General features: G+C 65.9%; 22 protein-coding genes and 1 riboswitch. Of the genes, 1 reads left to right on the top strand and 21 read right to left on the bottom strand.

What is annotated here, in order from left to right:
• Positions 1–100: 100 nt before the first annotated feature.
• Positions 101–200: riboswitch (glycine riboswitch) on the bottom strand.
• An 81-nt stretch (positions 201–281) separates the two neighbouring features.
• The 21 genes from L858_RS0110420 to L858_RS0110320 form a co-directional block, all read right to left on the bottom strand.
• The gene (locus L858_RS0110420) at positions 282–1,439 is read right to left on the bottom strand and encodes a deoxyguanosinetriphosphate triphosphohydrolase (RefSeq protein WP_022683094.1); all 1,158 of its coding nucleotides are present in this window, start codon (positions 1,437–1,439) and stop codon (positions 282–284) included.
• 10 nt (positions 1,440–1,449) lie between these two features.
• Positions 1,450–3,291: a tetratricopeptide repeat protein gene (locus L858_RS0110415; protein WP_022683093.1), complete on the bottom strand. Its 1,842-nt coding sequence runs from the start codon at positions 3,289–3,291 to the stop codon at positions 1,450–1,452.
• Positions 3,292–3,411: 120 nt separating this feature from the next.
• A complete protein-coding gene (gene ftsZ / locus L858_RS0110410; protein WP_022683092.1) occupies positions 3,412–4,878 on the bottom strand; it encodes a cell division protein FtsZ in 1,467 nt (488 codons plus the stop codon).
• Between the two features lie 109 nt (positions 4,879–4,987).
• Positions 4,988–6,274, bottom strand: a complete 1,287-nt coding sequence (ftsA, locus tag L858_RS0110405; protein WP_022683091.1) for a cell division protein FtsA — start codon at positions 6,272–6,274, stop codon at positions 4,988–4,990.
• A gap of 5 nt (positions 6,275–6,279) precedes the next feature.
• Positions 6,280–7,233, bottom strand: a complete 954-nt coding sequence (locus L858_RS0110400) for a cell division protein FtsQ/DivIB (protein WP_022683090.1) — start codon at positions 7,231–7,233, stop codon at positions 6,280–6,282.
• Positions 7,226–8,194: a D-alanine--D-alanine ligase gene (locus L858_RS0110395; RefSeq protein WP_022683089.1), complete on the bottom strand. Its 969-nt coding sequence runs from the start codon at positions 8,192–8,194 to the stop codon at positions 7,226–7,228. Before L858_RS0110395 ends, L858_RS0110400 begins: the two co-directional genes overlap by 8 nt.
• A complete protein-coding gene (gene murB / locus L858_RS19925) occupies positions 8,191–9,132 on the bottom strand; it encodes a UDP-N-acetylmuramate dehydrogenase (RefSeq protein ID WP_022683088.1) in 942 nt (313 codons plus the stop codon). Before murB ends, L858_RS0110395 begins: the two co-directional genes overlap by 4 nt.
• Before the next feature lie 28 nt (positions 9,133–9,160).
• Positions 9,161–10,582 (bottom strand): UDP-N-acetylmuramate--L-alanine ligase, encoded by a 1,422-nt coding sequence (gene murC, locus L858_RS0110385; RefSeq protein ID WP_022683087.1) that lies wholly within the window; start codon positions 10,580–10,582, stop codon positions 9,161–9,163.
• Positions 10,579–11,745, bottom strand: coding sequence for an undecaprenyldiphospho-muramoylpentapeptide beta-N-acetylglucosaminyltransferase (gene murG, locus L858_RS0110380; RefSeq protein ID WP_022683086.1), 1,167 nt, complete (start codon positions 11,743–11,745; stop codon positions 10,579–10,581). Before murG ends, murC begins: the two co-directional genes overlap by 4 nt.
• On the bottom strand, positions 11,742–12,944 hold the full coding sequence (locus L858_RS0110375) for an FtsW/RodA/SpoVE family cell cycle protein (protein WP_022683085.1): 1,203 nt from the start codon (positions 12,942–12,944) through the stop codon (positions 11,742–11,744). Before L858_RS0110375 ends, murG begins: the two co-directional genes overlap by 4 nt.
• A 24-nt stretch (positions 12,945–12,968) precedes the next feature.
• Positions 12,969–14,303, bottom strand: a complete 1,335-nt coding sequence (gene murD, locus L858_RS0110370; RefSeq protein WP_037504582.1) for a UDP-N-acetylmuramoyl-L-alanine--D-glutamate ligase — start codon at positions 14,301–14,303, stop codon at positions 12,969–12,971.
• 5 nt (positions 14,304–14,308) lie between these two features.
• The gene (gene mraY / locus L858_RS0110365) at positions 14,309–15,382 is read right to left on the bottom strand and encodes a phospho-N-acetylmuramoyl-pentapeptide-transferase (RefSeq protein WP_022683083.1); all 1,074 of its coding nucleotides are present in this window, start codon (positions 15,380–15,382) and stop codon (positions 14,309–14,311) included.
• Positions 15,382–16,773, bottom strand: a complete 1,392-nt coding sequence (locus tag L858_RS0110360; protein WP_028056012.1) for a UDP-N-acetylmuramoyl-tripeptide--D-alanyl-D-alanine ligase — start codon at positions 16,771–16,773, stop codon at positions 15,382–15,384. Before L858_RS0110360 ends, mraY begins: the two co-directional genes overlap by 1 nt.
• Entirely contained in the window at positions 16,770–18,212 is a 1,443-nt protein-coding gene (locus L858_RS0110355) for a UDP-N-acetylmuramoyl-L-alanyl-D-glutamate--2,6-diaminopimelate ligase (RefSeq protein ID WP_022683081.1), read from the bottom strand. Before L858_RS0110355 ends, L858_RS0110360 begins: the two co-directional genes overlap by 4 nt.
• Positions 18,213–19,913: a peptidoglycan D,D-transpeptidase FtsI family protein gene (locus L858_RS0110350; RefSeq protein ID WP_022683080.1), complete on the bottom strand. Its 1,701-nt coding sequence runs from the start codon at positions 19,911–19,913 to the stop codon at positions 18,213–18,215.
• 1 nt (position 19,914) lies between these two features.
• A complete protein-coding gene (locus L858_RS0110345) occupies positions 19,915–20,565 on the bottom strand; it encodes a hypothetical protein (protein ID WP_022683079.1) in 651 nt (216 codons plus the stop codon).
• Complete coding sequence (gene rsmH, locus L858_RS0110340) at positions 20,562–21,521, bottom strand: 16S rRNA (cytosine(1402)-N(4))-methyltransferase RsmH (RefSeq protein ID WP_022683078.1); 960 nt, start codon at positions 21,519–21,521, stop codon at positions 20,562–20,564. The genes L858_RS0110345 and rsmH overlap by 4 nt, the downstream gene beginning before the upstream one ends.
• Positions 21,518–22,015, bottom strand: coding sequence for a division/cell wall cluster transcriptional repressor MraZ (locus L858_RS0110335; protein WP_022683077.1), 498 nt, complete (start codon positions 22,013–22,015; stop codon positions 21,518–21,520). Before L858_RS0110335 ends, rsmH begins: the two co-directional genes overlap by 4 nt.
• A 184-nt stretch (positions 22,016–22,199) precedes the next feature.
• Positions 22,200–23,426, bottom strand: a complete 1,227-nt coding sequence (locus tag L858_RS19920) for a hypothetical protein (RefSeq protein ID WP_238564953.1) — start codon at positions 23,424–23,426, stop codon at positions 22,200–22,202.
• 42 nt (positions 23,427–23,468) lie between these two features.
• Positions 23,469–23,774 carry a hypothetical protein gene (locus L858_RS0110325; RefSeq protein WP_028056011.1) on the bottom strand — a complete coding sequence of 102 codons (306 nt, stop codon included), beginning with the start codon at positions 23,772–23,774 and terminating at the stop codon, positions 23,469–23,471.
• 41 nt (positions 23,775–23,815) lie between these two features.
• On the bottom strand, positions 23,816–24,811 hold the full coding sequence (locus tag L858_RS0110320; protein WP_022683074.1) for a cysteine synthase A: 996 nt from the start codon (positions 24,809–24,811) through the stop codon (positions 23,816–23,818).
• 211 nt (positions 24,812–25,022) lie between these two features.
• On the opposite strand from L858_RS0110320, the gene L858_RS0110315 reads away from it, so the two are divergent.
• Positions 25,023–25,964 carry a cell wall hydrolase gene (locus tag L858_RS0110315; RefSeq protein WP_028056010.1) on the top strand — a complete coding sequence of 314 codons (942 nt, stop codon included), beginning with the start codon at positions 25,023–25,025 and terminating at the stop codon, positions 25,962–25,964.
• Positions 25,965–26,277: the final 313 nt, after the last annotated feature.

The following is a 26,277-nucleotide window of genomic DNA, read 5'->3' as shown; positions in this document are numbered from 1 at the left end:
CTCTGTCACGGAACCTGAGAGCTTTGACCACCAGCCAAGCGGCCGGATGGCTTACCCCTTCGGTGGGACGGCGTTACCCCGTCCGCTTTCCAGAGTGCCTGCCCATGATGCGGTCCTTTGGCCTGAGAGATTCCGGGGCGGTTGCTCCTTCGGCGACGGGACGGCCTGAAAGGCTTCCCATGCTCTCCCGCATCAAGTCCGATAACCGAATCCTCGGTCAGCGGCGACACCCCCGCATTGCGGGAAAGCATAGGCGGCGTCAATTGCCCAAATCGGGTTGCTCAGCTGAGTGCCAGTTCGCCAAAAATGTCGCTGTGGCACTTTTCGGCGTAGCGGTCGGTCATGCCGGCGATGAAGTCGGCTATGTGGCGGCTCCGCTGCGGCTCCGCTGCCGGACAGAAGTTGCGCCACTCTTCGGGCAGCAGCCGAGGGTTGGACTGATAGGCGCGGAACAGGTCGGTGACGATCACCCGCGCCCTGTTGGCGGCTGCCAGCTGAGAGGGGTGATGGTAGAGCGAGGCATACATGAAGCGCTTGAGTTCCCGCTCCTGCGCCGCCAGTTCAGGCGAGAAGCAGACCAGCGTGCGGCCGAGGATGCGCACATCGTCCGCCGTCTCGACGCCCGATGCCGCGATGTTCGCGCGGGTTGCGGCGATCAGATCATTTGCCATGACGCCGATCTGCTCCCTCACCAGTTCGCGCAGCAGCCGGTCGGACGGGATATCGGGATAGCGGGCACGCACCCCCTCCCAACAGCGCCGGACCAGCGGCACGGTGAGCAGATCGTCGAGGCTCAGCAGCCCGGCGCGCAGGCCATCGTCGATGTCGTGATTGTCGTAGGCGATGTCGTCCGCGATGGCCGCCAGCTGCGCCTCCAGCGAGGCGTGGCTGGTGAGGTCGAGCGGGAACAGCGCGTCCACCTCCTGCATCGCCCAGCCCGGATGATCGACAGGGCCATTATGCTTCGCCAACCCTTCCAGCATTTCCCAGCTGAGGTTGAGGCCCCGGAACAGCGGATAGGGACTTTCCAGCAGCATCAGCGTGCGCAGCGTGTGGGCATTGTGATCGAAGCCGCCATGGTCGTCCAGCAACGCCTCCAGCGCATCCTCCCCCGCGTGGCCGAAGGGCGGATGGCCGATATCATGGGCGAGGCAAAGCGCTTCGGTCAGATCCTCGTTCAGCCCGAGCGTCCGGGCCGTGGTGCGGCCGATCTGTGCCACCTCCAGACTATGGGTCAGCCGGACGCGGAAATGGTCGCCATCGGGCGAGACGAAGACCTGCGTCTTGTGGCGCAGACGGCGAAACGCGATGGAGTGGATGATCCGGTCGCGATCCCGCTGGAACATGTCGCGGGGGCCGCGCATCTCGCCGCCCGGTTCTGGGTGCAGCCGCCCCCGGCTCCGGTCCGGATGCGAGGCATAGGGCGCGAGCGTCGTCATGCCGTTGCCCTCAATTGGCGGGCAGCCGTTCGACCACCTCTCCCGCGTCGCTTTTCCAGGCGAACACGTCCGCTCCCGCTGCCTTCAGCTTGTCCTCCAGCGTCTTTGCGCGGGTGAAGCTGGCGAACGGCCCCACCAGCAGACGGTTGGTGCGGCCCCAGCCCGCGACCCAGGCATCCTGCGGCTCGAGGGAGTCATATTTCTTGCGCAGCCCCTTCATCGTGAAGGCGAGCGCGCCCTTATTGGCGCCGGTGCCGACCTGCAGCCAGTTGCGCGCGGGATTGGCGGCGAGGCGCGCCTTTTCCTCGGCCGCCTTTTTCTTTTCCTCGGCCAGCTGCTTGGCCTTGGCGTCCGCTTCCGCCTTCGCCTTGGCGGCGGCCGCTTTCTTGGCCTTGTCTGCGGCAGCGGCGGCCGTCGCCTCTCGTTCGGCACGGCGCCTGGCCTGGAGCGCTGCGACCTCGGCTAGATCGACGGCGGCCACGTTCGGCTGGCGTTCGGTATCGGGCACGTCGATAGCGTGGATGATGTCTGCCAGGCTGCGCGTGACTTCCGGATTGATCGCTTGCTGAGCAGGGGCCGGCGCTGCTGGAGCGGTGGCTGGAGCCGGAGCAGGTGCGGCGGCAGCCGGAGTGGGGGCCGCCGGGACAGATGGCGCAGCGCTTGCCGGCATCGGCTGATCCTGACGAGGCGCCGATGCCTGCGCCAGAGTGATGGCGTTAAGCTGGCTCGGCGCCGGGCTGGTGGTCATCGAAGGTGCGGGGACCGTCTCGAAAGCCGGTGCGGGCGGCCCCTGTACGCCGCGTGATGTGGTCGAGGCGAGTGGTTGCGCGGGCGGCTGCGTTGAGGGCGACGCGCTCTGGCGAGCGGTCACGGCTTGAGTGGGGGCCGGCTGCCTTGGCACGGGCTGCGTCTGCGTCCACTGAATCGGCGATCGCGTCGAAGGCGTCGGAACGGCGGGGGATGCTCGCTCAGACCGGCCATTGCGCGACTGCCGAACAGGCTGGTCGGCGACGGTCGCGCGCGGTGCGGCGACGGGCCTGTTGGGCTGCTGGGCGGCCAAGGGTGGCACGGACGGTGCCGGCGTGGGCGTGACCGCGGCAATCTGCGTTCCTACCCTTGCCGGGAAATGGCCGAAATTGACCGCTGCCGCCTTCTGCGCGGGCGTCAGATAGGGCATCTTCTGCATATAGGGCAGAAGCGCGCTCGCCAGCTGCTGCGGCAGAGTCTGTTCCGCGATCTTCTTCGCTTCGGCCTGACGATTGTTCATGGCGAGGATGAACGCACGATAGCGCCACGCGGCGCGATCGCTCTTGTAGAGCAAGGGTTTGAGCACCCGTTCCGCCGCGTCCACCTGACCCGAAATGCCCAGCGAAGCCGCGTAGCGCTGAATGAGTTCGGGATCGTCCGGCGTGCGTTGCAGCGCGGCCTGATAATCACGCTGCGCTCCCGCCTGATCGCCGGTCATGTCGCGCGCGATGGCGCGATCGCCAAGGATCGTGGTTTCCGGCAGGCCAGCGCGCACCGCCTGGTCGAACATGCGCAGCGCTTCGGCGGGGTTCTGATTGTTCAGCATGACCCGGCCGAGGCCCGCCTTCACCCGCGCATTATTGGGTTGCAGCGTGTCAGCGCGCGCGAAGAAACCGGCTGCGGCCCGTGTGTCGTCCAAGGTGAGCGCCGCTTCGCCAGCGCCGATCAGCGCCTCAATATCGCGTGGATTGGAAGCGAGCCGGGCCAGATGGCGGTTGAGACTTTCTGCGCCGGAAGGGCGGATCGCCTGAACCTGTCCGGGTTGCGCCTGCGCGGTGCCTGCCAGCAGCAGGCTGCCGAGAATCCAGAAAATAGAGCGTTTCACGAGGTGCCCTTTATAGGATCGCGGCGTGAATGGGAAATTTATGGAAAGGAAAAGCGCGCCCGATTGCCTCTGGCAGGCGATGGGCGCGCTTTCCTGTCGGGCGGGCTGGCCGCGCCGATTTTACTGGTTGCTCTGACGGTTCAGAAAGCGCGGAATGTCGGTCGCGGCGCCATTGTCGCCGGCAGCCGCGCCCTTGTCGGCGCCACGGGTGAGGCCCGCCATGCGCTCGAACAACGTACCGCCGGTCGCAACCCGAGGGGCAGCCTGCGGCGCAGGAGCCGCCGCCGGGGCGGGCTGCGCTTCCGCTTCCTCGGCTCCCAGCAGCAATTCGTCCTGGGACGGGTCTTCGTCAGAGAAGACGGCGGCCGGACGCGCCGGCGCGAACAGTGCGGGCTTGGCGGCTGCAACCGGGGCCGGGGCGGGCTGGGCCAACGGCGCGGGCGCCGGCGCGGCGGGCACGTCAAGCTCCAGCGTCTCCGGCTCCGGTTCGGGCGCCGCGACGGGGGCAGGAGCCGGGGCCGGAGCCGGCGCGGCCTTGGGCGCCGCAGCCGAGGGAACGGCCACGGCGGGACGGCTGGCGAAGCTGAACGGCTGGGTCAGCGGCGCGGCATTCGCGGCGGCATCGCTATCGATGCCGGTGGCGACCACCGACACGCGGATCTTGCCGTTGAGGCCGTCGTTGAACGCCGAGCCCCAGATGATGTTCGCGTCCGGATCGACCAGTTCGCGGATATGGTTCGCAGCCTCGTCCACTTCCATCAGGCGCATGTCGTCGCCACCGACGATGGACACGATGACGCCCTTGGCGCCGCGCATCGACACGCCGTCGAGCAGCGGGTTGGCGATCGCCTTCTCCGCCGCCTGAAGCGCGCGGCCGTCGCCTTCGGCTTCGCCGGTGCCCATCATCGCCTTGCCCATCTCGCCCATCACCGAGCGGACGTCGGCGAAGTCGAGGTTGATGAGGCCCGGCATGACCATGAGGTCGGTGATGCCGCGAACGCCCTGCTGCAACACCTCGTCCGCCATCTGGAAGGCTTCCTTGAAGGTGGTGTTGGGGTTGGCGATCAGGAAGAGGTTCTGGTTCGGAATGACGATAAGGGTATCGACATGCTTCTGCAGTTCCTCGATGCCGCTTTCCGCCGATTTCATGCGGCGGTTGCCCTCGAAGGTGAAGGGCTTGGTCACGACACCAACGGTAAGGATGCCGCGATCGCGCGCGGCTTTGGCAATGACGGGGGCAGCGCCGGTGCCAGTGCCGCCACCCATGCCGGCGGCGATGAAGCACATATGCGCCCCGTTCAGCGCATCCTCGACCGAGGCGATGGTTTCCTCAGCGGCGGCCTTGCCGATTTCCGGACGCGAACCGGCGCCCAGGCCCTCGGTGATCTGCGGACCGAGCTGGATGCGGCGTTCGGCGGGCGAGGCATTCAGCGCCTGCGCGTCGGTATTGGCGACGATGAAATCCACACCCTCGACATTGGCGGCGATCATGTTCGCGATGGCGTTGCCACCCGCGCCGCCTACGCCGATCACCGCGATGCGTGGCTTCAACTCGTCCACATGCGGCGGGCTGATTTCAATGCTCATAAATTCTAGCTCCCTCCAGCTTCGGTGACGTGAGCGAAACTGTCATCGAAGGTTAATGCATCAGAAAATGGCGTATTTCACCAGCTAATTTCATCGTCCGGCTATTTATTCAATAGTTCGTCTTGATCGCTCGTACCATGCGTTGCCACCATTGCGGCGCACCAATACGATGAACCGTCTGAGGAGCGGGCGCTATCACTCTAAGATCAACCGGGTTTGAAGCGCCATAAAGCGCAAGACCGGCCAAAGTTGCAAAGGCAGGGCCGCTATGCGCCTCCGGCAAAGCCGCCAACCCGCGCGGGCGACCGATACGCACCGCGCGGCCGAGAGCGCCCTGTGCATAGTCGGCGATCCCCTTCATCTCCGCGCCGCCGCCGGTCAGGACGACCTGACGGCCCGTCGGCGTGTTGAAGCCCATGCCGGCGAGCGCCGCGTTAACCTCGACCATGATCTGGTTCAGCCGCTCGCAGATGACCGCGACCAGAGCGGCGCGGGTGATCTTGCCGCCGTCCGCATTGGGACCAGCGCTCTGCCCCGGGATGGCGACATCGCCATGGGGCGTCGCGATCTCGATCATGTCGCGGAAATCGCGGCGGTTCTGCATCGCGGAGCCGTAGAAGCATTTGATGCGCTCCGCCTGACTGCGGCGGATGCCGAAGGCCGAAGCGATGTCGTCGGTGATGTCGGACGCGCCAATGGGGATGCTGTGCAGGCCGACCAGCATGCCGCCCGCATAGAGCGAGACATTGGTGACGCCCGCGCCGAGTTCGACCAGCGCCACGCCCAGGTCCCGCTCCTCCTCCGAGAGGCAGGCAAGCCCGGTGGCGATCGGCGAGGCAACGATGCTGTTGACGTTGAGGTAAGCGCCCCGCACGCAGAGGTCGAGATTGGCGAGCGGCGCTCCATCGGCCAGTACCACGTGGATATCGACGCCGAGCAGGTCGGCGTGCATGCCGAGCGGCTTCTTCACCGGCACCCGGCCGTTGATGGTGAAACAGGTGGGTTGCGCATGGAGCACCACCCGGCCGTCCGGATCGATCCCCTGCTGGCCGGTGGTGAGCAGGTCGTCAATGTCCGCCTGCTCAACCCGATAGCCGCCCATGTCGCGCTCGACCGTCACGACGTCGCTGACCAGACTGCCGCCCGAGAAGCTGACCCAGACATCCTCGATATTGGTGCCAGCCACGCGCTCGGCCTGCTCCACCGTTTCCCGCACGGCGAGTTCGGTGCGCTCCATATCGGCGATGAAGCCGCGCCGCACGCCCCGGCTCTCGCGCTGGCCCGTCCCCAGGATCGCCAGCTCGCCATTTTCGGTGCGGCCCGCGATCAGCGCGGACACCTTCCACGATCCGATGTCGATCGCGGTGACGAGCTTGTCGACCTTGGGTTGTGCCATGAAGCTCAGCCCTCCTCGGCCTTGGCCGGCGCGTCGGCGCTTTCGCCAGCCTTGTCAGCAGAGCCGCCCGTCCCCTGCCCCTGCCCCTGCGGCAGGCGCAGCACGAAGCGGTCGGGATCGCGCATGTCGAACTTGACGATGCCGCGTCCGAGCAGGCGATTAACGCCATCCATGCGCGCGAAATTCACGAGCGCCGTGGCGGAAGGCTTGTCGCCCTCGGGTAGGGACAGCGTCTCACCCGATTGGAAACGCAGGTCCCAGCGCCGGTTGCCAACCCAGGTCGCACCCGCCAGCATCGGCTTCAGCGCAGGCGCATTTTCCATCAGCTTGTTAAGGCCCGCCGTCTGGCGATTGGCGTTCGGCCCCACCACCAGCGGCAGGTCGGGCATCGCGCTGGCCGAAACGGATTGCAGCACCACGCCCTGAACGTCGATCAGGTGCAACTGGCCGTCATGCTGCCACACCGCGACCGGATCGCGCTCGACAATGTCGACCACCAGCGTATCGGGCAGCCGGCGGGAAATGCGCGCATCCTTGACCCAGCCAAGGTTCAGCATTTCGGCCCTCACCTTGGGCAGGTCTAGCGCCAGCATGGAGCGGTTCACCTGCCCCAGCGCGATATTGTAGATGGGCAGCTCGTCCATCCGCTCGACGCCGCGCACCTCGACCTTCTCGACCTCGAAGCCGGCACCGGCGGCAAGTTCCGACGCCTTTTGCCCAGCCATGGCGGGCAGGCCGAGCAGCATGGCGATGCCGACCAGCGCGGCCATAACGATGCCGACGATGGCCCAGCTCGCCATCCGTTGAAGCGTATCCTCGCTGAAGGGCAACAAGTCCAGCAGCCTATCGACCCAGCTGCGGCGCTTGACCGAGCGTCCCCTTCCCCTGCTGCTGCCGCGCGCGCCGGTCGTGCGCGTCAACCGCGCCGTCCCGCCGCGCCGGATGCGTGCTTCAGCCATGCCTTGCCCCCCCATTTTCCGCGACCCGGGCACTGTTGGTCAGCGCGTCTTCGACAATACGCTCCACCAGTTCGGCATAGTCAATGCCAAGCTTCGCGGCCTGTTCGGGAACGAGACTGAGCGGCGTCATGCCCGGCTGGGTGTTAACTTCGAGCAGGTAGAGGCCCTCGATCCCCTGATTGTCGTCCCAGCGGAAATCGGACCGCGAAGCGCCCTTGCAACCAAGCAGCTGATGCGCGCGCAGCGCGATGGCCTTGCACGCCTCGCCGATTTCGCTCGGGATTTCCGCCGGACAGACATGCTCGGTCATACCGTCGGTATATTTGGCATCGAAGTCGTAGAAGCCGCTCTTCGGGCGCAATTCGGTCACCAGCAGCGCCTCGTCGCCGAGCACCGCGGTGGTGAGCTCGCGGCCCCGGATATAGGGTTCGGCCAGTAGTTCCTCGAAATGCAGCCACGGCCCCTCCACATCGCGGCCGATCGGGGAGCCGTAATTGCCGCCCTCGGTCACGATCGCGACACCAACCGAGCTGCCTTCATTCACCGGCTTGACCACATAGGGGCGCGGCAGCGGGTCGGCTTCGAACAGGGTCGCGCTCCTGATGATGTGACCGCCGGGCATGGGAATGCCGTGGGGGACGAGCGCCTGCTTGGTCAGCTGCTTGTCGATCGCAATGACGGAGGTGGCGAGGCCCGAATGGGTGTAGGTGAGGCCCATCAGGTCCATCATCCCCTGCACCGTTCCATCCTCTCCCGGCACGCCGTGGAGGGCATTGAACACGACGTCTGCCTTGGCTTCGCTGAGGCGCGCGGCGACGTCGCGATCCATGTCGATCCGCGTCACCTTATGCCCGCGCGACTCCAGCGCCTTGGCGACGCCCTCGCCAGAGGAAAGCGAGACAGGCCGCTCGGCGGACCAGCCGCCCATCAGGACGGCAACATGCCAGGGGCCACGTGTCACTTCTTCACTCCCAAAAGACTGTTTTGATCGGCGTTGTCGGCAAACATGCCAACCCGCTGAATTTCCCATTCAAGTTCGACACCGCTTTTTGCCTTAACCCGGCGCCGCACTTCCTCGCCCAGCGCCTCGATGTCGCCGCTGGTCGCCTCACCGAGGTTGAGGAGGAAGTTGGTGTGCTTCTCCGACACCTGCGCATCGCCCAGTTTCAAGCCGCGGCATCCGGCCTCATCCACCAAGGCCCAGGCCTTGTGGCCATCCGGATTCTTGAAGGTCGATCCGCCGGTCTTGCTGCGGAGCGGCTGGCTTTCCTCACGGGCGGCGGCGATGCGGTCCATCTCCGCCTGGATTGTGGCCGGCTCACCGGGAATACCGCGAAAAACCGCGTTCACCACCACCGCACCCTGGGGCAGGCTGCTGTGGCGATAGGTATAGCCCAGCGCATCGAGCGGCAGCGTCACGCGCTCGCCCGACCGCAGCACCACCTCGCACTCCACCAAAATGTCGCACGTCTCCCGCCCATAAGCGCCGCCGTTCATCCGAACGAAGCCGCCCACCGTACCAGGGATCGAACGCAGGAACTCCAGCCCTGCAATCCCCGCATCCCTCGCGGTTGAGGAAACGAGAATACCCGAAGCCCCTCCCCCGCAGCGGAGCGTGGTCGCATCGACCTGCTCGACCTTGGCGAACGGCTTGCCGAGGCGCACGACCACGCCCGGAACGCCGCCATCGCGGACGATCAGGTTGGAGCCAAGCCCCAGCGCCATCACCGGGATCGCTGGGTCCAGATCGCGCAGGAAATCGGAAAGATCGTCCGCATCCTTCGGCTCGAACAGCCATTGCGCAAGGCCCCCCGCCTTGAACCAGACGAGGGGGCCCAGCGGCGCATCCGCCTTGAGTATGCCGCGGACCGCAGGAAGGGAGGTGGCCGCCAGTGTCAACCGCGCATCCTTCCGCCAAGAATGAGCATCAGGCGGCCTCCCTCGCCGCTACGGCAGGCGCCAGCCCCGCCGCCCATTTGGTAATGTCGCCCGCGCCAAGGCAGATGATCATGTCGTCGGCCTGGACATCCGATGCGATCAGGCGCGCGAGGTCATCCGCGCCCTCCACCGTGGCGGCGTTGCGATGCCCGCGCCGCTTGAGGCCGGCGACCAACTCGCCGCTGTCCACGCCCTCGATCGGCTGCTCGCCCGCAGGATAGACCGGCGCTGCATAGACGATGTCCGCGTCGTTGAAGGCCTGCTGGAACTCGTCCATCAGGTCGCGAAGGCGGGTGAAGCGGTGCGGCTGGACCACGGCGATGACCCGACCCTTCGCGCCTTCGCGGGCGGCGGCGAGCACCGCCTTGATCTCGACCGGATGGTGGCCATAATCGTCGATCACGGTCGCGGCGCCGCCCCCGACGGCGATCTCACCGACCTTGGTGAAGCGGCGCTTGACCCCGCCGAACTTGGCGAAGCCGGTCTGGATCGTGGAGTCATCAATGCCCATTTGCAGCGCCACGCCGATCGCCGCCATCGCGTTCAGCACATTGTGGCGGCCCGGCATCGGCATTTCGATGCCCTCGATCCTGCGGAGCGAACCGTCGCGCTCACGGATCTGCACGTCGAAGCGATTTCCGCCGGGGATGGGCATGACATTCTCACCGCGAATATCGGCCTGCGCCGAGAAACCATAGGTGACGATGCGCCGGTCCTGCACGCGCGGCAGGATCGCCTGCACCTCCGGATGATCGAGGCACAGCATCGCCGCGCCGTAAAAGGGCACATTCTCGACGAACTCGACGAACGCATCCTTGACCTTGTCGAAGCTGCCATAATGGTCGAGATGCTCGGGATCGATGTTGGTCACGACCGCCAGCGTGCCGTCGAGCCGCAGGAAGCTGCCGTCGCTCTCGTCGGCTTCGACCACCATCCAGTCGCTCTTGCCGAGCCGGGCGTTGGAGCCATAGCTGTTGATGATGCCGCCATTGATGACGGTGGGATCGACCCCGCCCGCGTCGAGCAGCGCCGCGACCATCGAGGTGGTCGTGGTCTTGCCATGGGTGCCAGCGACCGCAACGGTGGACTTCAACCGCATCAGTTCGGCGAGCATTTCCGCCCGGCGGATGACGGGCACACGCTTCTCCAGCGCCAGATCGACTTCGGGATTGCCCTTCTTGATGGCGGTGGAGGTGACGACCACGGCGGCATCGCCCAGATTTTCGGCCTTGTGGCCGATCATCACGGGGATGCCCTTCTTGCGCAGCCCCTCCACCACATAGCCTTCGGCGACGTCGGAGCCCTGGACCTTGTAGCCAAGATTGTGCATCACCTCGGCGATTCCGGACATGCCAATGCCGCCGATGCCAATGAAGTGGATCGTGCCGATGTCGGTGCCGACACCCTTCATGCGGGAACTCCCTGGAGATTGAGGCTGGTCGGCACCGGGCCGACACGCAGCGGATCGTTCATGATCGGCGCAGGGCCGATGCTTTCGAGCAGGTCGGCCATGTCGCGCGCCGCATCGGGGCGGCCGCAGGACCGCGCGCGGTTGGCGGCATTCTGAAGCGCGCCGGGCTCCAGCGCCATCTTCTGCATCTGCTTGGCGAGTTCCACCGCCGTGAAGCGCGCCTGGAGGATGGTCCGCGCGCCGCCGGCCTCGGTCATTTCGCGGGCGTTGGCGGTCTGGTGATCGTCCATCGCGCTCGGCAGCGGGATCAGGATCGCCGGGCGGCCCGCGCAGGTCAGTTCCGCCAGCGTGGAAGCGCCTGCTCGGGCGATCACCAGATGCGACCAGCCGAGCTTCTCCGGCACATCGTTGAAATAGGTCGCAAGATCGGCGGGAATTTCGAGGTCGGCGTAAAGCTTGCGCACCCGCTCAATATCCTCGGCACGGCATTGCTGCGTCACTTGCAGGCGGCGGCGCAGGCTTAGGGGCAGCATGCCCAAGCCATCGGGCACCACGCTCGACAGGATGGTCGCGCCCTGGCTGCCGCCGATCACCAGCACGCGGAAGACGCTTTCATCGGTCAGTGCGGGAAATTCCTCCTCGCGCAGCTGCTTCACTTCATCGCGAACTGGGTTGCCGATCAGGTGCACCTTGCTGGCGTGCTTTGCCTTCAGCCGCTCGACATTGGGGTAGGCGGTGGCGATGGCATCGACGCGCCCGGCAAGGAAGCGATTGACGCGCCCCAGCACCGCATTCTGCTCGTGGATGGCGGTCGGAATGCCGTCGGCCAGCGCGCCGAGCAGCGCGGGCATCGCGGGATAGCCGCCAAAGCCGACCACCGCAGAGGGGCGGAATGTCTCGTTGAGGCGGCGCGACATCGCCCGGCCGGCCAGGATCGCCTTCAGCGCGCCGGGCCAGCTCGCCGGATTTTTCGTCATTCGGCCCGCCGGCATGACATGGACCTGCGCCTTGTCGAAGATGCCCGGGATTTTGGCGCCGCGTTCATCCGTCACCAGCGCGACATGATGGCCGCGCAGCATCAGCTCTTCGGCAACCGCATGGGCGGGAATCATGTGACCACCCGTCCCGCCGGCGGCGAGGACGAAGTGACGGGAAATGCTCATCGACCACTCCATTTGACGACCGTGTGCCGACCCATGAAGGGGTTGCGCCGCGTAAACGCGAGCAGCAGGCCGACGCCGATACAAAGCGCCAGCATAGAGGAGCCGCCATAGCTGATAAAGGGCAGCGTCATGCCCTTTGAAGGAAATATCTGCGCATTGACGCCCATGTTGATGATCGCCTGCAACCCGAACTGGGTGGTGAGGCCGGCAGCGGCGAGGATGGTGAAATTATCATCCTCGTCCAGCATGCGCAGGAACACGCGGACGACGATCGCGAGATAGACGCAGGCGATACCGATGCAGGCAAGCAGGCCGAACTCCTCTCCGATGACGGAGAAGATATAGTCGGTATGCGCTTCGGGGAGGCGGAACTTATTCTGCCCGCCGCCAGGGCCGACACCCAGAAAGCCGCCGTTGGTGATGGTGCGGAAGGCGAGCTCCGTCTGGTCCGGCCCGGTATCCAGCGCGACGCCGATCCCGAGGAAGTCGTTGATGCGCTGGCGACCATTTTCATAGAAAAGGTACATCAGCACCAGCCCGCCGAGGCCAGCGGCCACCAGAGCGCCGATGACGCGCATCGATACGCCCGACAGCAGCAGCAGCCCGCCCCAACAGGCAAGGAAGATCACCGTCTGGCCGAAGTCCGGCTGCTTCATGAGGATCGCGGCAATCAGCGCCGTGGTCGCGCCGGTGAAGGGCATGACCGGCAGGGTCATGTCTTTGCCGCGCAGGGACAGCAGCCACGCCATGGTGACGACATAGACGGGCTTCAGGAACTCCGACGGCTGGAAGCGAAAGCCGGGCAGGTCGATCCAGCGCTTGGCCCCGTTCACCACGGAACCCAGCACCGGCACCAGCAGCAGGGCGAACGCAAAGGCGATGCAGAGTCCTACCGCCAGCCGCCGCGCCTGGGTCCGCGGGAGCATGGATATGACCAGCATGATCGGCAGGCCGATAAGCACCCATATCAGCTGGCGGTAGAAGTAGATCAGCGGCGTCACCGACACGGTGCTGGTCGAACGATCGATCGCAGCGACAGGCGAGGCGGCGGCCACCGCCACCAGTCCGATCGCCATCAGCGCGACGATCAGCGACAGCAGGACGCGGTCGATTTCCCAGAACCAAATGGCCAGCGCCGTGCGCTCGCGCGGGACGGTGCGGTTCTTGAACTCTTTTACAAGCTCGCCTGCCCTGAACATGCCCCTTGCCCCCTTGACGCTATGCTATTCCAAGGCCGCGACGGCAGCAGCGAAGGCATCGCCCCTCGCCTCGAAATCGCGGAACTGGTCGAAACTCGCGCAGGCTGGCGACAGCAGCACAACATCCCCCGGCTGGGCCACCCGCGCCGCACGGCGAACGGCGGCCGATAGCATTTCGCTGTCGTCCACCGCCATATGCGGGCGCAACAGTTCAACGAACATAGGCCCCGCTTCACCGATGGTGTAAGCCTGCGCGACATTGCCGAACCAGGGGGCGCACTCGTCCAGATTATCAGTCTTGGCAAGGCCGCCGACGATCCAGTGCAGCCGCTTGCGGCCGTCGATCGGCGGATAGGCGGCGAGCGCCGGCGCGGTCGAGGCGGCGTTGGTCGCCTTGCTGTCGTTGACGTAAAGCACGCCATTCAATTCCCGCACCCGCTGCATCCGATGCGGCAGGCTGGCATAGGTCTGGAGAGCCTGCTCGATCGTTGCCTCATCAATGCCGAGCGCGCGGGCCACGGCGATGGCGACGGCGGCGTTCTGGGCGTTGTGCGGGCCCTGGAGGGAGGGCCAGCCAGCCTGAGCGGCGGGATCGATGTCTGTCGACTTCACCTCCACCACCCCGCCATCCCCGCCATCCCCGCCTTCGCGGGAATCACGGACGGAAGAAAGGATGGATCGGCTCGACTCATCCTCGGTCGCGATCACCGCGACATGATCCGCCGACTGCATTTCGAACAGCCGCGCCTTGGACGCCACATAGCCCTCAAAGCCGTTGTACCGGTCCAGATGATCCGGCGTGATGTTGAGCAGCACCGCCACATCGCAATCGAGGCTCTGCGTCAGGTCGATCTGATAGCTGGACAGTTCCAGCACATAGATGCCCCCTACAGGCAGCGGGTCCTGCCCCAGGATCGGCAATCCGATATTGCCACCCATCCGCGTCGGGCTACCCGCCGTCTGAATGATATGGTGAACCAGCGCCGTGGTGGTCGACTTGCCGTTGGTGCCGGTAATCCCCACAACCCGATGCCTGGGCAGAGCCGGGCGAGCGAGCGCGAACAGCTCTATGTCGCCGATCACCGGAACCCCCGCCAGCTTGGCATGCATGGCGATGGGGTGTTTGTTGAGCGGCACGCCCGGTGAGACGACCACGCCGTCGAACCCCTTCAAGTCGATCTCCGTCGGATCGGCAAGGTCCGCCTTGTCGGCGACCGCCTCGCGGGCTTCATCCCGGCTGTCCCAGGCGACGACCTGCGCCCCGCTCGCGGCGAGGCATTCGACGGTGGCGAGGCCGGAGCGCGCCAGCCCCAGCACCGCATATTTCTTGCCCGCAAAGACGTCCGACACGATCCCCATGTCGCTCACCGCAGCTTCAGAGTGGCAAGGCCGGCCAGCGCCAGCACGAAGGAAATGATCCAGAAGCGGATCACGACCGTCGGCTCGGCCCAACCCAACTGTTCGAAATGATGGTGGATCGGCGCCATGCGGAAGACGCGCTTGCCGGTCCGCTTGTAGAAGAAGACCTGGATGATGACGGACATCGCCTCCACCACGAACAGGCCGCCGATCACGCCCAGCACGATTTCATGATGCGCGGTCACGGCGATCACGCCGATCGTGCCGCCCAGCGCAAGGCTCCCGGTGTCGCCCATGAAGACGGCGGCGGGGGGCGCGTTGAACCAGAGGAAGGCGAGGCCCGCGCCGATGATCGCACCGCACAGGATGGTGAGGTTGCCCGCGCCGGGCACATGCGGGATGCCGAGATAAGTCGCGAAGTCCGCCCGCCCGACCAGATATACGATCGCCATGAAGGCGAGGCAGGCGATGATGACCGGCATGGTGGCAAGGCCGTCGAGCCCGTCGGTCAGATTCACTGCGTTGCCGAACGCCACGATCACGAATGCCGCAAACAGGAAGTAGAAGGGCCCAAGCTCGATTGCCGGACCATTGTAGAAAGGCACATAGAGCGCCGTGTTGCCATGCTGGCTGACGATCAGCCACGCCGCGAAACCCGCGATCAGAAATTCGAAGGCCAGGCGCATCTTGCCCGAGAGCCCCTTGTGACTGGCCTTCGTCACCTTGTCATAATCGTCGAGGAAGCCGATCGCACCGAAGCCAAGCGTCACGAACAGACAGGCCCAGACATAGATGGAGGACAGGTCCATCCACAGCAGCACCGACGCCATGAAAGAGGTGAGGATCATGAGCCCGCCCATGGTCGGCGTGCCACGCTTGGCGAGGTGAGTCTGCGGGCCGTCATCGCGGATCGGCTGCCCCTTGCCCTGACGCACGCGCAACCAGCCGATGAAGCGCGGCCCGATCAGCAGTCCGATGATAAGGGCCGTAGCGATCGCCGCGCCGGCGCGGAAGCTCAGATAGCGGATGAGGTTGAACACACCCGCGAAGTCCATGGTCTGGGCGAGCCAGTAGAGCATCAGTTCGTTACTTCTTTAGGTTGTTTTGGCCCAAGCGCAGCGACCAGACGCGAGAGGCCGATGCCGTTGGAACCCTTCACAAGGATCGCATCACCCGCGCGCATTTCATTTTGAATGAGGTCCGTTGCCCGGGCCGTGTCCGCCACATGCTCAAAGGCGATCACGCCGCGCAGCGCTTCAGCCAGCGGCTGCATCTCGTCGCCGACAAGGATAGCATAGTCGACCGGCGCCGCTGTCAGCGGCTCGACCAGTCCGGCATGCAGTTCGCGGCTGCGGTCGCCCAGTTCGCGCATGCCGCCGAGCACCGCGATGCGGCGCCCGGCCTGTTCGCGGCCAAGTTGCTTCAGCGTCGCCGCCATGCTGAGCGGATTGGCGTTATAGCTTTCATCGATCAGCAGCGCCTCGCCGCCCGCGACCGGAACGATCCGCCGCTCGCCGCGACCCGGCAGCCCTGGCATTTCCGCCAGCGCAAGGCCCGCCGCCGCCAGATCGCCGCCCAGCGCCTCCACCGTCGCCAGCACCGCGAGCGCATTGGACACCCAATGCTCGCCCGGCGCGCCCACGGTGAAGCATAGCTCCACCCCCGGCAGGCTCGCCGTGACCAGCGTGCCGCCGCCTTCGGAGGGCACCATGTCCCGCGCATGGACATCCGCCTCCGGATCGAAGCCGAAGGTCAGGATGCGTGCGGCATGCTGCTCCGCCTTCGCATAGAGGGTGGCGACATGCGGGCTGTCATAGGGAATGACGGCCGTGCCGCCCGGCTCCAGCCCCTCGAAAATCTCGGCCTTCGCCTCAGCGATCTTCTCTTCCGTGCCGAAAAACTCGATATGGGCGGGCGCGATGGCGGTGACGATGGCGACATGCGGACGCACAAGCTGCGTCAGCGCGGCCAGTTCGCCCGCATGGTTCATGCCCATTTCGAACACGCCATAGGCCGACTCGCGCGGCATCCGCGACAGGCTCAGGGGCACGCCGACATGATTGTTATAGCTTTTGACGGAGCGATGCACCTCGCCGAGGCAAATGCGGTCAAGCGCGTGGAACAGCGCCTCCTTGGTGCCGGTCTTGCCGACCGAACCGGTGACACCGACGACCTTGCCCTGCATCCGCCTGCGGGACGCACGGCCCAGCGCCTCCAGCGCCGCTGCACTGTCGGGCACCAACACATGCGGCTGCGCAATGACCTCGCTGACGATCGCGCCCGCAGCGCCCTGCCCGAATGCCTTGTCGACGAAGCGGTGGCCGTCCGTCGCCTCGCCTTTCATCGCGACGAACAGGTCGCCGCCCGTGACTTCCCGGCTGTCGAACGCCACGCCAGAAACGGCGAAGGGCGCCGAAGCGACGCCCCCTGTGGCCTGCGCGATTTCGTCGGAGGTCCAGAGGTCACTCATCCGGCGCATTCCCGCGCCACAGTCACATCATCGAAAGGCAACACCCGGTCCCCGATAATCTGTCCCTGCTCATGCCCCTTCCCCGCTAACAGCACGATATCATCCGGTCCGGCCTGTGCAATGGCCGCAGCAATCGCAGCGCGGCGGCCGCCGATTTCCTCAGCGCCAGGAGCCCCGGCCATGATCGCTGCGCGGATGGAGGAGGGCTCCTCCGACCGCGGATTGTCGTCGGTCACGATCACATGGTCGGCAAGCTCCGCCGCAACCTTGCCCATTTGCGGGCGCTTGCCCGCGTCGCGATCGCCGCCCGCACCGAACAGCGCGATCAGCTTGCCCTTCGTATGCGGCCGAAGCGCCTCGATCGCCGCGCGCAGGCCGTCTGGCGTGTGGGCATAATCGACATAGACTGGGGCGCCCGCCTTGGTGATGACGGCCCGCTCCAGCCTTCCACGCACCGGCTGCACCCGGCCGAGTTGTTCCAGCACCCTTGCGGCATCCTCTCCGCCCGCGATCACCAGCGCGGCGGCGGTCAGCGCATTGGCAGCCTGATAGGCGCCGATCAGCGGCAGGTTGACCTTGTAGGCCCTGCCCTCGACCTCGACCTCCAGCGTCTGGCCCAACTGGGTCGGAGTGCGGTTGGCAAGACGCACTGCCTGCCCCTGCACCCCGACGCTCAGCACACGAAGCCCCCGCTTCGTAGCCCGCTGGATGACCTTGTCCGACCACTCGTCGTCCGCCCAGACGACCGCCGTGCCGCCGGGCGCGAGCACCTCATCGAACAGCCGCATCTTGGCTTCGAAATAGCTGTCCATGTCGCCATGATAATCGAGATGATCGCGCGACAGATTGGTGAAGGCGGCGGCCGACACGGGCAGCCCTTCGGTACGATATTGGGCCAGGCCATGGCTCGACGCCTCGAATGCGGCATGGGTGATGCCCTCGCGCTTCAGGCCGGCCATGTTGGAAAGGAAGGTGACGATGTCCGGCGTAGTAAGGCCGGTCGATACCTGATCGACCGAGGTCGTGACGCCCAGTGTGCCGATCGACGCCGAATGATGCCCCAACATGCGCCAGAGCTGCCGGGTCAGTTCAACGGTGGAGGTCTTGCCGTTGGTTCCGGTGACGGCGACCGTCACCTCGGGGAAGGGCGCGAAATAGCGCGCGGCCAACTCAGCGAACAGGCGGCGGGGATTGTCATGGGCGATATGGATCGCACCCTCGACCTTGGCTTGCCGCCGTGCGACGACCGCCACGGCTCCGGCCTGCACGGCAGCGGGGATGAAATCCTCCCCATTGACCCGCGCGCCCTGGAAGGCGCCGAACACCGTGCCCGGCGCTACCTTCCGGTTATCGATCGAGAAGCCCGACACCGGCACCTCTGGCGATGTCTCGGCGTCGAGCTTCGCATCCAGCCCCTCGATTAGCGACCCGAGGCGCATTTATTCTTTCTCCTTGTCGCCGTGCAGCAGCGGCATGAGGTCGGAAATATCGACGTCGCGCCGCTCGTCGGGCAGCACGCCCAGCATCGGCCCGGTACGCTCCACCACCCGCTTCACCACCGGCGCGGCCGTCCATGCCGCCGTGCGCAGGCCATATTGGCCCGTCGCCTCGTCCATCGTGACGAGAACCACATAACGGGGATTGTCCATCGGGAAGGCAGAAGCGAAAGTCGTCACCAGCGAAGTCTTGTTATACCGGCCCTCTTGCGGTTTTTCGGCCGAACCCGTCTTGCCGCCCACCCGGTATCCCTTGGCGTCGGCGCTGCGTCCTGTACCCGCCGCCACGATCATGCGCAACAGCTGGCGCATCCGCGCGCTGGTCGCGGCGGAGAAGACGCGGCGCCCCTCCGGCACCTCATCCGCCTTCAGTTTGCGCAGGGTTGCAGGCCGCCACAGCCCGCCATTCACCAGCGCCGCATAAGCCGAAGCGAGATGTAAAGGCGTTACAGCGATGCCGTGGCCGTAGGAAACGGTGAGCGTCGTGATGCGCCCCCAATTGGCCGGCCACAGGGTGCCGGCGCGTTCCTTCAGTTCGATCGGCGCACGATCATTGAAGTGCAACTCGCGGAAAAGATGCTGCAAAGGTTCAGCGCCGAGCTGGTCCGCGATGCGGGCGGTGCCGATGTTGGAGCTGTGGACGAGGATCTCGGGCACGTTGATCCAGCGGCCGAGCGCATGGTCGTCCTTGATCCGGAAGCCGCCCACCGCGAGCGGCGCAGTGGCGTCGTAGGTCTTCGACATGGAGGTGACGACACCCCGGTCCATCGCCGCCGCGATCGACAGCGGCTTGAAGGCCGAGCCCAGCTCATAGCGCGCCTGCACCATATGGTTGCAGAGCGGTGATTCGGAGCAGGACTTGCCCGCATAATTTTGCAGCTTGTTGGGATCGAAGACGGGGATCGACGCCATTGCCATTACCTCGCCCGTGTTCGCGTCGAGGATCACGCCGCTGGCGCCCTTGGCTCGAGTCTGGACCAGCTGCGCATAAAGCTCGCTCTCCAGCGCACCCTGCACCCGGCTGTCAATCGACATGGCGAAGGGGTGGCCGCGTAGCGCCGCATCGGTCAGGCGATCGTTGAACGCGGCCTCCACGCCCATGCCGCCATTGCCATCCGCATTGGGCGCGAAGCCCAGCACATGCGCGCCCAGCGAGCGCTGGGGGTAAAGCCGCTCCTTTTCGCGTGGGAACTCGATGCCGATCTCGCCCAGCGCATTCACCGCCGCCACCTCTTCGGGCAGCGCGCGACGGCGCAGATAGGCCCAGCCCCGGCCGGTGAGCTTCTTGTAGAAGGCCGCTTCGGGTTCGTCTGGGAAGATTTCGTGCAGCTTGCGGGCGAGCTCCGCCGGCTCGCCGATCAGCTTGGAGGGACGCACCGCAATCGAATAGGCGTCCATCGTCCGCGCCAGCGGCACGCCATTGCGGTCCACGATGTCGGCGCGCGCGGGCATGCCTGCCGCCAGATCCGCGCCATGAGCTTCGGCAGCGAAAATGCCGACCCAGGTCAGGCGCAGGATCACCACCGCCGTGATCAGCATGAACAGGATCAGCAGCAGCATCAGCCGATTGTGCGCGATCGCGGTCAGGTCGACCCGCTGCTTGCCCGCTCTGGCCCCGCCCGGCTGGACGATGATCGTCGCCATCTCAGCGATCCCCCTTGCGGCGTTCGCGCTTCGCCTGCGCGCTGATGTCGCCGATGGTGCTGTCGTCCAGCAACTTGGCGTCCAGCATCGCCATCCGCTCGGCACGGCGCGCGACGGGGTTGGGCTTCGATGTGTCCGCGTCGTCCTTGGCCTTCTCCTTGGCCGTCTTCACCGAAGCCTTGGCGATCTTGTCGACATTGTCGGCCGCGTGCGCCTCACGGATGACGGCGAGGTCGCTGCGGATTTCCGTCGCGGCGGGGCTGGCGGGCGCGGCTTGCGGCGCGGACGGGAGGTCGGCGGGCGTCTGCACCATCGCCACCATCACCGGCGGGGCGACATAGTCCGGGCCATTGGGTTGCACCCCGTCCAGATGCGCCAGAGCGCGCTCGCCGGCCAGATATTGCTGCGCGGTCGGGGTCGCATACATGAAATCTTCCTGGTTCCAGCGCTCCAGCTGGCGCATATTCGCGCGCGCGCTGAACTCCGTCTCCAGATAACGGATGTCGGCATTGGCGCGCGCGATCTGCGCCCGCACCTTCATCAACTCGTTACGCTCGGTCGCGACCTTCAGCGACACGAGGTAGGCCCCCAGCGCCCCCAGCGCGACCAGCAATACCCAGATCAGGCTCTGCAATCTCTTGACCGCGATCATGAACGGGCACTCCGGGAAGGACGGGAAACGGGGGCAGATGTACGGACGGCGCTGCGCAGCGTGGCGGATCGGGCGCGGGGATTGCGGCTCAGTTCCGCCTCGCCCGGCCGCACCGCCTTGGCGGGCTTGTGGAAAGTTGGCGCCTCCCCTGCCCTTTTCTCCGGCAGATGGCGCGACCCGCTCGCCTCGCTGCCGCTCCGCTTGCGCAGAAACTGCTTGACGATGCGATCCTCCAGGCTGTGGAAGGTCACGACCGCCAGCCGGCCACCCTCCTCCAGAATGGCTTCCGCCGCCTCCAGCCCGCGCTCCAGCTCTTCCAGTTCGCGGTTCACATGGATGCGGATCGCCTGGAAGGTGCGCGTCGCCGGGTCCTTCTTGTCGTGCGGCTTGTGGCCGAGCGCGCGCCTCACGACGCTGGCGAGCTGGCCGGTGCGCTCCAGCGGCCGCGCCTCCACAATGGCGCGGGCGACCCGGCGCGAGCGCGGCTCCTCGCCATAGCGGTAGAGGACGTCGGCGATCTCCTGCTCAGGGGCGTTGTTCAGGAAATCGGCGGCGTTCATCCCGCTCTGGCTCATCGTCATGTCCAGCGGCCCGTCGCCCTGAAAGGAAAAGCCCCGCTCCGGCCGATCGAGCTGCATTGAGGACACGCCGATATCCAGCGTCACGCCCGCGACAGAGTTGACCCCGCGCTCGGCCAGCAATTCCTCCATGCGCGAGAACTCGCCGGCGATCAGGGTGATGCCCCTCTCGTCCGCCAGCGCCTGCCCTTCGCGGATCGCATCGGGGTCGCGGTCGAAGGCGAAGACCCTCGCCCCCTTCGCCGCCATTGCGCTGGAATAGCCGCCCGCACCGAACGTGCCGTCCACATGCGCCTCGCCGGGGTTGATGGCGAGGGCGTCGAGCACTTCTTCGATGAGGACGGGGATATGCCGGTCGGGATCGAGGGAGGCGCTCACTTGCCCCCTCCCGCCGCGCGCTGGTCGAGCCAGCGGCGCACCTTGTTGCGGATCAGTTCGGGCCGGTCCTTGCTGTCGACCAGCGTCTCGGGCTTCCAGATCTGGATGTAGCGGCCCACGCCATAGAAGAAGACGGCGTCGGTGATGCCATATTCCTCCTTGATGTCGGGATGCATGGCGAAGCGGCCGCCCTCGTCGAAATTGACCTCCTCGATCGTGCCGAGGCGGCGTTCCAGCTCCAGATCGGCGTCATAGTCCCGCCCAGCCGCACGAGCTTCGCGGTCCAATTCCTCGACTTCCGTGAACAGAAAGCGCCGGTGCGATTCTCCGAAGGCCGTAGCGCAGGGGTTGCCGCCATGGACCGAGAGAAAAAGCCGGGTTTCATTGCCGCTGGAAAGCTTGACCTGCCGGCGCATCTCCAGGGGCAGCACGAACCGGCCTTTGCCGTCCGCGACGCTGAACGCGTTGCCCGTAAAGAGAATGACATCCGACACTTTGGACTATTGGCCCCTCTGTTCGCGGGGCGCAGGCCATCAGCGTCCGGATCGCGCGAGAGCGAACCGGCCCACAGGACGAACAAAGCCTGACAAACCCCTATGGCCTTCAAATACCAAGCCACGGGGTTCAAGAAAAGGGATATTTTGGGTGAGGATGGGAAATCCTGTTTTGTTCTGGTTCTCAGCTGCTCCTGGCCTGTTTCCTAGGGGTGAGCGGTGGTTCAGAAACGCCCGCACGGGGACGGAATATTCCGCTGAAGAACAGCGTTCCCAGCACAGCCCAGAAAAACCCGAGCAGAACCGCCCAGCGGACGCCTCCGACCAGCGCCTCACCCGACCGGACCCATCTGCGCCCCTCCGGCAATCGCTGCCCGAGCGCCTGCGCCACGAACGGCGGCGTGTCCGCAGTCCAGCGGGCCGGATCGAGCGGCGCGGCAGGATCGGCAAGCCACAGGCGGTCGTCGATCAGATCAGCGTCGGCCACGATCGTCGCCCGCCCCTTCCCCACCGCGCAGCGCGCCACCAACCCCCGGCCGGAAATGCGGCAGTCGGGTCCGGCAGCCTCGAAGCCCGACGCGGCGAACAGCGTCAGAACCCGGCCGTCGCCCAGAAAATGGCGCACCTCCCCTCGGCCGTTCGCGGGCATTAGCTTCACGCCCATCATCGCGATCATCGGCGACAGCAGTGTCACGGCGGGAGGCCGTCGCCGGTCGCCCAAGGCGAGGTCGGAGGGCCAGCGCAGTTCCGGATCGGCGAGGATCAGCGCCGTGCCGCCGCCGCTGATCCAGCCATGCAAGGTGACCAACTCCTCCATCGAGAAGGCGCGCGGCTGAGCGAGAAGCAACAGCCTGGCCCTGCTCTTCGCCAGCGCGAGCGGACTATCGACCGCCACGACGTCGAACCGCTGGCGCAGGACTGTGATGATCGGCGCGTCTGTCTTGGCGGCAAGGCCCTGCCCGTCCTCCCGCCAAAAAAGTGGAAGGCCGCTGATGACCGCCAGTTGCGGGCGCTGTGGGAGGGGCGCAATGAAATGCGGCCTCGCGAGCCACGCCGCCCCCAGCGCCAGGAGCACCAGCCCCAACCCCTTCTTTCGCCGCGCTCCTGCTTGCGCAGGATCACCGAGCATCTGCCCCGCGAGGGTAACGATAAGCGCCAGGCCGAGCAACCAAGCTGCCGTCCCCCATTCCGGCACCCGCCACGCAGCCCGAAAGGCGCAGCAGAGCACCATCCCCACAGCACCCACGCTAGCCCAAACCGCAGCTCCGGCACATCGGCGCGCGGTCAGCCACGCCGCGACCGGAAGCAGCAGCAACGCCGCCCACATCCACCCACGCGGATCGACCTGCCCCGTGCGCAGCAACGCCGGCAAGCCACCCAGCAGCACGAGCACGCCAGGCAGCCAGAGCATCATCAATGTCCTGAGCGCTGCCCCCAAGCCAATCGACCGATCTTAATGCGGCGTCGGCTGAATCTCGCGATCCATCGGTTTCTTGAGGTTCGGGTCCGGTTGCAGGTCGGGCACGATGGGCGCCTGCTCCGGCGCGGGCTGCACGCCGAGTTCGGCGAGCGGCTCCTTGGGCGCGACCGCGTTCACGTCCAGCGTCGGCACCGTCGGCGGCGGCACGGTCGGATCATCGATCCGCGCTTTGTCGATCACGATGTTCGCCAAACCCACAAGCAGCACCACGCCCGCCAGTCCGGTGAGGCCGATCTGGACCCGCTGCAACCCTTCCTGTCGTCGGGGTGTCTCAGCCATGAAGCGCTCTTTTTCTTCGCCGCCGCGACCCATGTCGGCGGTCAACGATTGTGCGCGAGCCAGGGGAAGACCGTCAAGCCCTTCGATTCCAGCCACTCCCGATTGTAGAGCGTTGAAAGATAACGAAAACCGGTGTCGCACAGGATCGTGACGATCCGCTTGCCCGGCCCAAGCTGCTTCGCCAGCGCCACCGCGCCCGCCACATTGATGCCCGAGGAGAGGCCAAGGCATAGCCCCTCTTCAGCGAGCAGCCGGCTCACCCACAGCAGCCCTTCCTCGTCGGAAACCCGGAACTGCGTGTCGATCGGCGCGCCTTCCAGATTGGCGGTGATACGCCCCTGTCCAATGCCTTCGGCGACCGAATTTCCTTCCGCCTTCAGCTCGCCATGCGCGTAATAATTGTAGAGCGCCGCGCCATAGGGGTCGGTCAGCGCGATGGTGATATTCTCATCATGCGCCTTGAGGCCCAGGCCGACGCCGGCAATGGTGCCGCCGGTTCCGGCCGCGCAGGTAAAGCCGTCGATCTGCCCGTCCAGCTGCGCCCAGATTTCCTCGGCGGTGCCGACGATATGCGCCTTGCGGTTGGCGGTATTGTCGAACTGGTTGGCCCAGATCGCGCCCTCCGTCTCCTCCGCCAGCCGGCGGGACGTGTGCACGAAATGGCCGGGGTTGGAATAGGGCGCGGCGGGCACCGTCACCAGTTCCGCGCCCAGAGCGCGCAGCGTGTCCATTTTTTCCCGGCTCTGCGTCTCGGGCATGACGATGATCGTCTTGTAGCCCTTGGCATTGGCGACGAGCGCGAGGCCGATGCCCGTATTTCCCGCCGTCCCCTCGACGATCGTGCCGCCGGGCTGCAACAGCCCCTTTTCCTCGGCATCGTTGACGATGAACAGCGCCGCCCGGTCCTTCACCGAAGCGCCGGGATTGGCGAATTCGCACTTGGCGTAGATGTCGCAGCCCGTCTCCGCGGAGGGGCCGGCAAGGCGCACCATCGGCGTGTTGCCAATCAGCGCGAGGCTATCTTTCTGAACCAGCATGACCCACGCATAGCGGACGAGATGCGGCCTTGCCAAGCAACGGAATGATGGCGGCGCAAAAGAGCCGTTTCGCCGGCCGGGAGCCTCCCCCCTGGCGCGCACCGTCCCACAGGGGGACAGGGCAGAAACGGGTGGGGAGGAATCGGGAGAGGAAGTGGCAAGACTCTTGCGCTATAATCATCTGTCGAAACGATTTTTCCAGAAGGCTTCGATCTTGGCGGGCAGGGCGGCATGGAGATGGCAGGGCGCGATCGCGGCGCTGGCGCTCATCGCGCTGGTCGTGCCGCGCCTGATCACCGCCGCCCCGCTCGACCTGCTTGCAGCGGCCCATGCGGGCGCTGACCCGGCCGAGGATGCGGGCGAGAATTTCCCGGGATCCGCCTATTTCTTCGCGCAGGGCGCGCTTGTCCCTGCCGCTGGTGCAGCGACGCTGAAGAGCGAGCATGTGCTGGGACTGGAAGCAGTGCAGGCAGCGCCCGCCATGGCGTTCCGCGGCCTGACGGCGGTCGACAGCTATCGCGCGCTCAACTGCCTCACCTCTGCCATCTACTATGAGGCAGGAAACGAACCCGAGGAGGGCCAGCGCGCGGTGGCGCAGGTCGTGCTCAATCGTGTGCGCCACCCGAACTGGCCGAAAAGCGTATGCGGCGTCGTGTATGAAGGATCGGAGCGTACCGATCTGCGGTGCCAGTTCACCTTCAGCTGCGACGGGTCGATGGCGCGCCGAACCATCGTGGCGGCGTGGGCACGCTCCAGAAGGATCGCGGAGCAGGCGCTGGCGGGCAAAGTCTATGAACCCGTGGGGCTCGCGACCTTCTACCACACGCTGGCGGTTCGCCCCCTTTGGGCGGCGGCGATGCGGCCGGTCGCCGTGATCGGCGCCCATATCTTCTATCGTTCATCCGGCGCAGCGGGAATGCCGGGAGCCTTCCGCTCAGCCTATCTGGGACGGGAGTTCCAATCCGGTCCTGCTCTCCGGCCGCTGCCGATCGCGCCGGTCATCAGCGCTGCGGCGGCGTGGACAAGCCCCGCCTCCGGGCAGGCAACCCAATTACTGCCTCAACCCGAGCCCTCCGTTCCGCGACCGGTGCTCGCCATTCCGCAGCCCGAGTTGAAGCCGGAATATCGAAATAGCGGCCGGCCAGTGATCTGAAGCCGGAAAAAATCGCAGCCGCACCGATCTTTTCATGGTTAATGCTGCGGCAACCTCTTAAGCGGTTGTAATCAGGCTGGATTTAATAATCAGTTTTTTCACCGCCGCCGGAACCGAATGGTCACACCGCACGTTCTGCATTCCGGATAGCAAATCTTTTGCCCCCCGCTCTTGCTATCCAAAAAAACATGAGCCCGGAACGCATCTCCCCCCCCCGACGCGTTCCGGGCTCAGATTTTTTGGGGCAGGTTCAGAAATCCTCGATATTTTCGGTTGCGGAACGCTTTTCCCGCCAGCGAGTTTTCCCTTGGCC

This window comes from Sphingobium bisphenolivorans (genome assembly GCF_000412635.1).
Lineage (GTDB): Bacteria > Pseudomonadota > Alphaproteobacteria > Sphingomonadales > Sphingomonadaceae > Sphingobium > Sphingobium bisphenolivorans.
This window is presented reverse-complemented; position numbering and strand designations above follow the sequence as displayed.

Coding starts and splice junctions, on each gene's coding strand:
- L858_RS0110400 (WP_022683090.1), bottom strand. CDS start 7,233: ATGGCTGAAGCACGCATCCGGCGCGGCGGGACGGCGCGGTTGACGCGC.
- ftsZ (WP_022683092.1), bottom strand. CDS start 4,878: ATGAGCATTGAAATCAGCCCGCCGCATGTGGACGAGTTGAAGCCACGC.
- murC (WP_022683087.1), bottom strand. CDS start 10,582: ATGAAGGGTGTCGGCACCGACATCGGCACGATCCACTTCATTGGCATC.
- L858_RS0110350 (WP_022683080.1), bottom strand. CDS start 19,913: ATGGCGACGATCATCGTCCAGCCGGGCGGGGCCAGAGCGGGCAAGCAG.
- L858_RS0110320 (WP_022683074.1), bottom strand. CDS start 24,811: ATGCTGGTTCAGAAAGATAGCCTCGCGCTGATTGGCAACACGCCGATG.
- L858_RS19920 (WP_238564953.1), bottom strand. CDS start 23,426: ATGCTCTGGCTGCCTGGCGTGCTCGTGCTGCTGGGTGGCTTGCCGGCG.
- L858_RS0110345 (WP_022683079.1), bottom strand. CDS start 20,565: ATGATCGCGGTCAAGAGATTGCAGAGCCTGATCTGGGTATTGCTGGTC.
- L858_RS0110355 (WP_022683081.1), bottom strand. CDS start 18,212: ATGCGCCTCGGGTCGCTAATCGAGGGGCTGGATGCGAAGCTCGACGCC.
- murD (WP_037504582.1), bottom strand. CDS start 14,303: ATGGGGATCGTGTCGGACGTCTTTGCGGGCAAGAAATATGCGGTGCTG.
- L858_RS0110325 (WP_028056011.1), bottom strand. CDS start 23,774: ATGGCTGAGACACCCCGACGACAGGAAGGGTTGCAGCGGGTCCAGATC.
- ftsA (WP_022683091.1), bottom strand. CDS start 6,274: ATGGCACAACCCAAGGTCGACAAGCTCGTCACCGCGATCGACATCGGA.
- L858_RS0110360 (WP_028056012.1), bottom strand. CDS start 16,773: ATGAGTGACCTCTGGACCTCCGACGAAATCGCGCAGGCCACAGGGGGC.
- mraY (WP_022683083.1), bottom strand. CDS start 15,382: ATGCTCTACTGGCTCGCCCAGACCATGGACTTCGCGGGTGTGTTCAAC.
- L858_RS0110420 (WP_022683094.1), bottom strand. CDS start 1,439: ATGACGACGCTCGCGCCCTATGCCTCGCATCCGGACCGGAGCCGGGGG.
- murG (WP_022683086.1), bottom strand. CDS start 11,745: ATGAGCATTTCCCGTCACTTCGTCCTCGCCGCCGGCGGGACGGGTGGT.
- L858_RS0110375 (WP_022683085.1), bottom strand. CDS start 12,944: ATGTTCAGGGCAGGCGAGCTTGTAAAAGAGTTCAAGAACCGCACCGTC.